This window comes from Streptomyces sp. NPDC058279 (assembly GCF_042881255.1).
Classification (GTDB): Bacteria; Actinomycetota; Actinomycetes; order Streptomycetales; family Streptomycetaceae; genus Streptomyces.
Genome location: NZ_JBHVYA010000006.1, coordinates 375,085 through 383,881, shown reverse-complemented (window position 1 = coordinate 383,881; position 8,797 = coordinate 375,085). Strand labels below are relative to the sequence as shown.

The following is an 8,797-nucleotide window of genomic DNA, read 5'->3' as shown; positions in this document are numbered from 1 at the left end:
ACGCCCGGTTACATTCCGAACCCGGAAGCTAAGCCTTTCAGCGCCGATGGTACTGCAGGGGGGACCCTGTGGGAGAGTAGGACGCCGCCGAACAACCCGCCCTTTTAGCTCAGTCGGTAGAGCGTCTCCATGGTAAGGAGAAGGTCAACGGTTCGATTCCGTTAAAGGGCTCCAAAGAAAAAGGCCCCCGCCTATTGGCGGGGGCCTTTTTGCGTTTCACGCCCGTCCGGGACCCGGGCCCCGAAGGGAACAGGGAACCCCGCGGGGCGGGAATCGCCCCGGAGGCTTCCTCTGGCCGGTGTTCAGCGGCCGGGCACAGGGCGGGGCGCGGGCTGTTCTCCCGCGCGTTGTTCGGGGACGCGGAAGGCGAGGATGGCCATGTCGTCCGAGGCCGGCTCGGCCGCGAAGCGTTCCACCGCGCGCAGGATGCGGGCGGCGACGGCGCCGGCGGTGAGGCCCGTACAGGTGGTGAGGACTTCCGCGAGGCCGTCGTCGCCGAGCATGCGGGTGCCCTCGCGGCGTTCGGTCACGCCGTCCGTGACGCAGAGCAGCACGTCGCCCGGGTCCAGGGTGAGGGTCTGCTCGTAGAGTTCCAGGTCGTCCATGACGCCGAGCAGCGGCTGGGGTTCCGCGGCGGGGATGACCTCGCCGTTCGGGCGCAGGCGGAGCGGGAGCGGGTGGCCGGCGCAGACGACCTTCATCAGGGCGCCGCCGTCCGCCTGCGGGTGGAGTTCGCCGTACAGGAGGGTGAGGAAGCGGCTGCGGGCGCCCTCGTCGAGGATCGCCGCGTTGAGGCGTTCCAGTACCGCCGGGCCGCCGAGCCCTTCGCGGGCCAGCAGGCGCAGGGCGTGTCGGGCGAGGCCGGTGACCGCGGCGGCCTCCGGTCCCGTACCGCACACGTCGCCGATGGCGAAGCCGTAGACGCCGGGGCGGATGGGGAAGACGTCGTAGAAGTCGCCGCCCACTTCGTTGCCCTCGCCGGCCGCGCGGTAGATGACCTCGACCTCCATGCCGGGGATGGCGGGGGAGCCGGGAGGCAGGAGGCTGCGCTGGAGGGAGCGGCTGATGGCGGTGCGCTCGGAGTAGAGGCGTGCGTTGTCCAGGGCCAGGGCGGCTCGGCGGGACAGGTCGTCGGCGAGTTCGAGGATCTCCTGACGGAAGTGCTCCTCGGACGGTTTGCCGAGGGTAAGCATGCCGATGACCCGGTTGCGGGCCAGGAGGGGGAGGACGACGGTCTCGCCGCCGACGGCGCGGGCGGACTCCGGCCAGGGGCGGGCGCCGGCCTCGCGGAGCGGTTCGGGCGGGCTGACCCGGGAAAGCAGGGCCTTGAGTCCGTCGATGCGTTCCTCGTCCTCGTGCAGCACGTAGGAGAGGTACGGGTCTGAGGTCTGGTCGGCGATGGTGTAGACGGCGCACCAGGTGGCCAGGGTCGGGACGGTCATCTGCGCCATCAGGGCCAGGGTCTGGTCCCGGTCCAGGGTGCCGGCGAGCAGGTCGGACGCCTCGACGAGGAAGGAGAGGGACCCGCGGCGCAGGCGTTCCAGCTCGCCGAGGCGGGCCGATTCGACGGCCAGCGCGATCCGGTCGGCGGCGAACTGCAGGCGCAGGGCGTCCTCGTTGGAGTAGCGGCCCGGGTTCTCGCAGGAGACGCCGAGGGAGCCGGTGAGGCGGCCTTCGACCTTGAGGGGGACGGTGACCACGGAGCGCATGCCGGTGGATTCCAGGAGCGGGACGGCTCCGGGGACGGCGATCAGGTCGTCGTGGACGGCGGGCATGCGGGCGGAGCCGTACCGGTTCGTGCCCGCTTCGACGGGGACGCGGGCGAAGCGCTGACGGGTGGAGGGCAGGCCGGTGGTGGCGCGGACTTCGAGTTCGGTCTCGTCGTCGGTGGCGAGGAGCAGGAAGGCGGCGTCGGCGTCGAGCATGTCGCGGGCCCGCTCGACGGTGCGCTGGAGCAGTCCGTCGAGGTCGTCGGGGGCGGGGGAGCCGATGAACACCTCGAAGGGGTCCGCGGGGCGGCTTTCGGTGAGCTGGCCGGCGTCGCCGGAGGGGACGCGTGCGGGGGTCTGGAGGAGGGCGCGTTCGTCGTCGTGGACCAGGAGGCAGACGATCGACGGTTCGCCGTGGGCGTCTCGTACCCGCAGGTGCGAGGCGTAGACGGGGATGACGCGGCCGTCGGCGCCGCGGATGCCGTAGCTGCCTTCCCAGCGGGAGAGCCGGAGGGCCTCGGCGATGCCGGTGCCGGTGCCGGGGGTCTGCGGCCAAGCCGCGAGTTCGGCGAGCGGGCGGCCGAGGACCTTGTCGGCGGCGTGGCCGAAGATGTGCTCCGCGTCCTCGTTCCAGGCGGAGACGGCGTCGGAGGCGTCGATCTGGATGACGGCGACGCGGACCCGGCTGTCGGCGAGGGGCAGCAGCCGGTCGGGGACGACGGGTCCCGCCGAGCGGGTACCGACCGGACGGTCCGGGAGGTCGAGGCGGAACCACACGTGTTTGTGCGTGCCCGTGTACTCGACTCCCCAGCGGGTGGCGAGCGCGGCACAGAGCATCAGGCCGCGGCCGTTCTCCCGGTCGGGGTCGGCGTAGGGGCGCTCGCCGGGGGGCTGGAGCGGCAGCTCGCGCTCCGGGTACCGGTCGGCGACCTCGACGCGTACGCCGTCCTCGGTGCGCAGGCACAGCACTTCCGCCTGGGTTCCGGCGTGTACCACGGCGTTGGTGACGAGCTCGCTGGTGAGCACGACGGCGTCGTCGACGATGTCCGCGAAGCCCCAGCCCTGGAGGGTGTCGCGGACGAACGCGCGGGCCCCGGCGACCGAGCGTCCTAGGGGATCGAAACTGGCAGCCGCCCGTGCCGTGATCACGAGTCTCCTTCGACGCGGTGGGACATTCGGGTGCCAGGTTACTTACCTTCGCGGTCCGCATGGTGCCGTCGTCGGGGATTCCACCCGGGGAGTGCGGCCGGTGTGCAATGGTGCCGAAGTGTTATGGCCGGGTTCGGCCAGGGTGAAACACTGGGCAGGATGGTCTAGCCGGGCGTTTGACTCGCCGGGTTTCGGTGGAACAGTGGTCGACCCTTTCGGGAGGGACACGGTGGAGTCTGGCGCAGCGGTGCGGCGTACGGGAACGCGCCCGAAGGGGGGTCGTTCCCGGCGGAACGGTACGACGGAGGTCGATACCGCCGCTCTGAACCGTCTGCTCACGGCCCTGGTGTCGATGCGGGACGGGAATTTCCGCAAGCGGCTGACGGTGTCCGGCGAGGGCGTGATGGCGGAGATCGCCGCCGTCTACAACGAGGTCGCCGACCGCAATCTCCACCTGACGGGGGAGCTGTCGCGGGTCCGGCGGATGGTGGGCCGCGAGGGCAAGCTGAGCGAACGGCTGGAAACAGGCGCCTGTGAGGGTTCCTGGGCGGCCGCGATCGACGCCTCGAACCAGCTCGTGGACGATCTCGCCCGGCCGGTGTCCGAGGTGGGCCGGGTGCTGTCGGCCGTCGCCGAGGGTGACCTGGACCAGCGGATGGACCTGCGGACGCAGACGGCCGACGGGGCCGGACATCCGTTGCGCGGGGAGTTCCTCAAGGTCGGGCGGACGGTCAACAACCTGGTCGACCAGTTGTCGGCGTTCACCGACGAGGTGACGCGGGTGGCGCTGGAGGTGGGTACCGAGGGCAAGCTCGGCGGCCAGGCCCAGGTGCGGGGCATGTCCGGGTCCTGGAAGGATCTGACCGATTCCGTCAACACGATGGCGTACCGGCTCACCGCCCAGGTGCGTGACATCGCCCTCGTGACGACGGCGGTGGCCAAGGGCGACCTCTCGCGCAAGGTCACGGTGCACGTGGCCGGCGAGATGCTCCAGCTGAAGAACACCGTGAACACGATGGTGGACCAGCTGTCCTCCTTCTCCTCCGAGGTGACCCGGGTCGCCCGTGAGGTGGGTACGGAGGGTGAGCTGGGCGGCCAGGCGAAGGTGCCCGGGGTCGCGGGCGTGTGGAAGGACCTGACCGACTCCGTCAACACGATGGCGGGGAACCTGACGGCCCAGGTGCGCGGGATCGCGCAGGTCACGACGGCCGTCGCCAACGGTGACCTGTCGCAGAAGGTACGGGTCAGCGCGCGCGGCGAGGTCGCGCAGCTCGCCGAGACGATCAACCAGATGACGGAGACCCTGCGGACCTTCGCGGACGAGGTCACGCGCGTCGCGAGCGAGGTCGGCGCGAAGGGCCTGCTGGGCGGACAGGCCCAGGTGCCGGGCGCCGCGGGGACGTGGAAGGACCTCACCGACTCGGTGAACACGGTCTTCCGGAACCTGACGACGCAGGTGCGGGACATCGCGCAGGTGACGACGGCGGTGGCAAACGGCGACCTGTCGCAGAAGGTCACGGTCGATGTGGCCGGCGAGATGCTGGAGCTGAAGAACACCGTCAACACGATGGTGGACCAGCTCCAGTCCTTCGGCGCCGAGGTGACCCGGGTGGCCCGCGAGGTCGGTGTGGAGGGTGAGCTGGGCGGTCAGGCCCAGGTGCCCGGCGCGGCCGGCACCTGGAAGGACCTCACCGATTCGGTGAACACCGCCTTCCGCAACCTCACCGGTCAGGTGCGCAACATCGCGCAGGTGACGACGGCGGTGGCCAACGGCGACCTGTCGCAGAAGGTCACGGTGGACGTCTCCGGCGAGATGCTCCAGCTGAAGAACACCGTGAACACCATGGTGGACCAGCTGTCCTCCTTCGCCGACCAGGTCACGCGGATGGCGCGGGACGTGGGCACGGAGGGCCGCCTCGGCGGTCAGGCCCGGGTGGAAGGGGTGTCCGGCACCTGGAAGGAGCTGACCGACTCGGTCAACTTCATGGCCGGGAACCTGACCTCGCAGGTGCGCCAGATCGCCCAGGTGACGACGGCGGTGGCGCGCGGTGACCTGTCGCAGAAGATCGACGTGGACGCCCGGGGCGAGATCCTGGAGCTGAAGAACACCATCAACACGATGGTCGACCAGCTCTCGGCCTTCGCCGAGCAGGTGACCCGCGTCGCGCGCGACGTGGGGACCGAGGGGCGCCTCGGGGGTCAGGCGCAGGTGCCCGGGGTGGCCGGCGTGTGGCGGGACCTGACGGACTCCGTCAACGGCATGGCCGGGAATCTGACCTCGCAGGTCCGCAACATCGCGCAGGTCGCGACGGCGGTGGCGCGCGGTGACCTGTCGCAGAAGATCGACGTGGACGCCCGGGGCGAGATCCTGGAGCTGAAGAACACGCTCAACACGATGGTCGACCAGCTCTCGAACTTCGCCGAGCAGGTGACCCGGGTGGCCCGGGAGGTGGGCACCGAGGGCATCCTGGGCGGTCAGGCCGAGGTGAAGGGCGTCTCCGGCACCTGGAAGGACCTCACCCAGTCCGTCAACTTCATGGCGAACAACCTGACCTCGCAGGTGCGCAACATCGCCGAGGTGACCACCGCGGTCGCCATGGGCGACCTCTCCAAGAAGATCACGGTCGACGCCAAGGGCGAGATCCTGGAGCTGGTCACCACGGTCAACACGATGGTGGACCAGCTGTCGTCGTTCGCGGAACAGGTGACGCGGGTGGCGCGCGAGGTGGGTTCCGAGGGCATCCTCGGCGGCCAGGCCCGGGTGCGCGGGGTGACGGGCATCTGGAAGGACCTGACCGACAACGTCAACCTGATGGCCAACAACCTGACGTCGCAGGTGCGCAACATCTCGCAGGTCTCGGCGGCGGTCGCCAACGGCGACCTGACCAAGAAGGTCACCGTCGAGGCGCGCGGCGAGGTCGCGCAGCTCGCCGACACCGTGAACACGATGGTCAAGACCCTGTCGTCGTTCGCGGACGAGGTCACGCGCGTGGCCCGTGAGGTGGGTACGGAGGGCCGTCTCGGCGGTCAGGCGCACGTGCCGGGCGTGTCGGGGACGTGGAAGGACCTCACCGACTCGGTGAACTTCATGGCCTCCAACCTCACCGGCCAGGTGCGCCAGATCGCCATGGTCACGACCGCCATCGCCAAGGGCGACATGACCAAGAAGATCGACATTGACGCGCGCGGCGAGATCCTGGAGCTCAAGACGACCATCAACACGATGGTCGACCAGCTGTCCTCGTTCGCCGACCAGGTGACCCGCGTCGCCCGTGAGGTGGGTACGGAGGGCATCCTGGGCGGTCAGGCGCGGGTGCGCGACGTCGACGGGACGTGGCGGGACCTGACCGAGTCCGTGAACGAGATGGCCGGGAACCTGACCCGGCAGGTGCGCGCGATCGCGGCGGTGGCCACCGCGGTGACCCGCGGCGATCTGAACCTCAAGATCGACGTGGACGCGGCGGGCGAGATCCAGGTCCTCCAGGACAACATCAACACGATGATCGCCAACCTGCGCGACACCACCTTGGCCAACAAGGAGCAGGACTGGCTGAAGGGCAACCTGGCCCGCATCTCCGCCCTCATGCAGGGCCGGCGGGAGCTGGACGACGTGGCCTCGCTGATCATGAGCGAGCTGACGCCGGTGGTCTCCGCGCAGCACGGCGCGTTCTTCCTGGCCCTGCCGACCGGGGGCAGCACCGAGATCGGGACGGACGGCGGTGCGGAGGGCTCGTACGAGCTGCGGATGCGCGGCAGTTACGCGTACGCGGGCGGACAGATGCCGATCTCCTTCCGGCCCGGTGAGGGGCTGATCGGGACGGTCGCCGAGGAGAAGCGCACGATCCTGGTGGAGAACACCCCGCCCGGCTACCTGAGGATCTCCTCCGGGCTGGGCGAGGCGCCCCCGGCGCATGTGATCGTGCTGCCGGTGTTGTTCGAGGGGAAGGTGCTCGGGGTCATCGAGCTGGCCTCCTTCACTCCGTTCACGCAGATCCAGAAGGACTTCCTCAGTCAGATCGCCGAGATGATCGGTACGAGCGTCAACACCATCAGCGTCAACTCGAAGACGGAGATGCTCCTCAAGCAGTCGCAGGAGATGACCGAGCAGTTGCGCGAGCGCTCCGACGAGCTGGAGAACCGGCAGAAGGCGCTCCAGGCCGCCAACGCGGAACTGGAGGAGAAGGCGGAGCTGCTGGCCCGCCAGAACCGGGACATCGAGGTCAAGAACACCGAGATCGAGGAGGCCCGGCAGGTCCTGGAGGAGCGCGCCGAGCAGCTCGCGGTGTCGATGCGGTACAAGTCCGAGTTCCTGGCGAACATGTCGCACGAGCTGCGCACCCCGCTCAACTCGCTGTTGATCCTGGCCAAATTGCTCGCGGACAACGCGGACGGGAACCTGTCGCCGAAGCAGGTGGAGTTCGCCGAGACCATCCACGGGGCGGGCTCGGACCTGCTCCAGCTGATCAACGACATCCTCGACCTGTCGAAGGTCGAGGCGGGCAAGATGGACGTCTCGCCGACGCGGATCGCGTTGGTGCAGCTCGTGGACTACGTGGAGGCGACCTTCCGGCCGTTGACCGCGGAGAAGGGGCTGGACTTCTCGGTCCGGGTCTCCCCGGAGCTGCCGGCCACCTTGCACACCGACGAGCAGCGGCTGTTGCAGGTGCTGCGCAACCTGCTGTCGAACGCGGTGAAGTTCACCGACGGCGGCGCCGTGGAGCTGGTGATCCGCCCGGCCGGGGCGGACGTGCCCGCCGCGATCCGGGAGCAGCTCCTGGAGGCGGGTTCGCTGCGGGACGCCGACGCGGACCTGATCGCGTTCTCGGTGACGGACACCGGGATCGGGATCGCGGCGAGCAAGATGCTGGTGATCTTCGAGGCGTTCAAGCAGGCCGACGGGACGACGAGCAGGAAGTACGGCGGTACGGGGCTGGGCCTGTCCATCAGCCGGGAGATCGCCCGGCTGCTCGGCGGGGAGATCCACGCGGCCAGCGAGCCCGGTCGGGGTTCGACCTTCACGTTGTACCTGCCGCTGCACCCGAGCGAGCTGCCGCCGCAGGGGTACGCCCCGCCGACGCCCGGCGGGGCGCGCGGCGAGTACCGCAGGCCGGCCGAGGAGGCGCGGCCCGCGCCGTCCGTGACCCCGGCGGAGACCGGGCCCGTACCGGTGGTCGAGGCGGGGGAGCGGCGCACGGCGCTGCCGGCGGCCGGGACGGACCGGGCCGCGCAGGGGCAGGGCGGACCGGCCGCGCTGTTCCGGCGGCGACGCAAGTCGCTGAGCGACCTGGAGCCGCGCACGGCCGTGCCGGGGCAGCCGGACGCGCACGGTTCCGGGGACGGCTGGGGCGGCGAGCTGGAGGAACTCCCGACGGTGCCGCGGACGTACGACTTCCACGGCGAGAAGGTGCTCATCGTCGACGACGACGTGCGCAACGTCTTCGCGCTGACCAGCGTGCTGGAGCAGCACGGACTGGCCGTGTTGTACGCGGAGAACGGCCGGGAGGGCATCGAAGTCCTGGAGCAGCACGACGATGTGACGGTCGTGCTGATGGACATCATGATGCCGGAGATGGACGGGTACGCGACGACTTCGGCGATCCGGCGGATGCCCCAGTTCGCGGGGCTGCCGATCATCGCGCTGACGGCGAAGGCGATGCAGGGGGACCGGGAGAAGGCGATCGACTCCGGTGCTTCCGACTACGTCACCAAGCCGGTGGAACCCGATTATCTGCTGTCCGTCATGGAGCAGTGGATGAACGCGAAATGATCGACAAGGGAGCGCACTGATATCAATTGCTGACTCAGTGTGGCGGAATCGGTGTGGAAGGGCGGGATACGGGGAACCTTCTGCTCTCCCACACCGTTTCTGCTTCGTGCACAGTGACATCTTGGTGACAGGGTGTGGCGATCTCGGGACTGGGGCTACGATGACCGGCACA

2 protein-coding genes, 1 tRNA gene and 1 rRNA gene are annotated in these 8,797 nt (G+C 69.7%); 3 read left to right on the top strand and 1 reads right to left on the bottom strand.

The features are described 5' to 3' along the window. Window positions 1-93, top strand: a 5S ribosomal RNA gene (gene rrf, locus ACFVXJ_RS15330); the annotation flags it as partial. Window positions 94-98: 5 nt separating this feature from the next. Next, a tRNA-Thr gene (locus tag ACFVXJ_RS15325) sits at window positions 99-174 on the top strand. A gap of 128 nt (window positions 175-302) precedes the next feature. On the opposite strand, the gene ACFVXJ_RS15320 is transcribed toward ACFVXJ_RS15325, so the two are convergent. Beyond that, a complete protein-coding gene (locus tag ACFVXJ_RS15320) occupies window positions 303-2,858 on the bottom strand; it encodes a SpoIIE family protein phosphatase (RefSeq protein ID WP_389662171.1) in 2,556 nt (851 codons plus the stop codon). A gap of 229 nt (window positions 2,859-3,087) precedes the next feature. Here ACFVXJ_RS15320 and ACFVXJ_RS15315 point away from each other — a divergent pair, with 229 nt between their 5' ends. After that, window positions 3,088-8,625: a HAMP domain-containing protein gene (locus ACFVXJ_RS15315; protein ID WP_389662170.1), complete on the top strand. Its 5,538-nt coding sequence runs from the start codon at window positions 3,088-3,090 to the stop codon at window positions 8,623-8,625. Window positions 8,626-8,797: the final 172 nt, after the last annotated feature.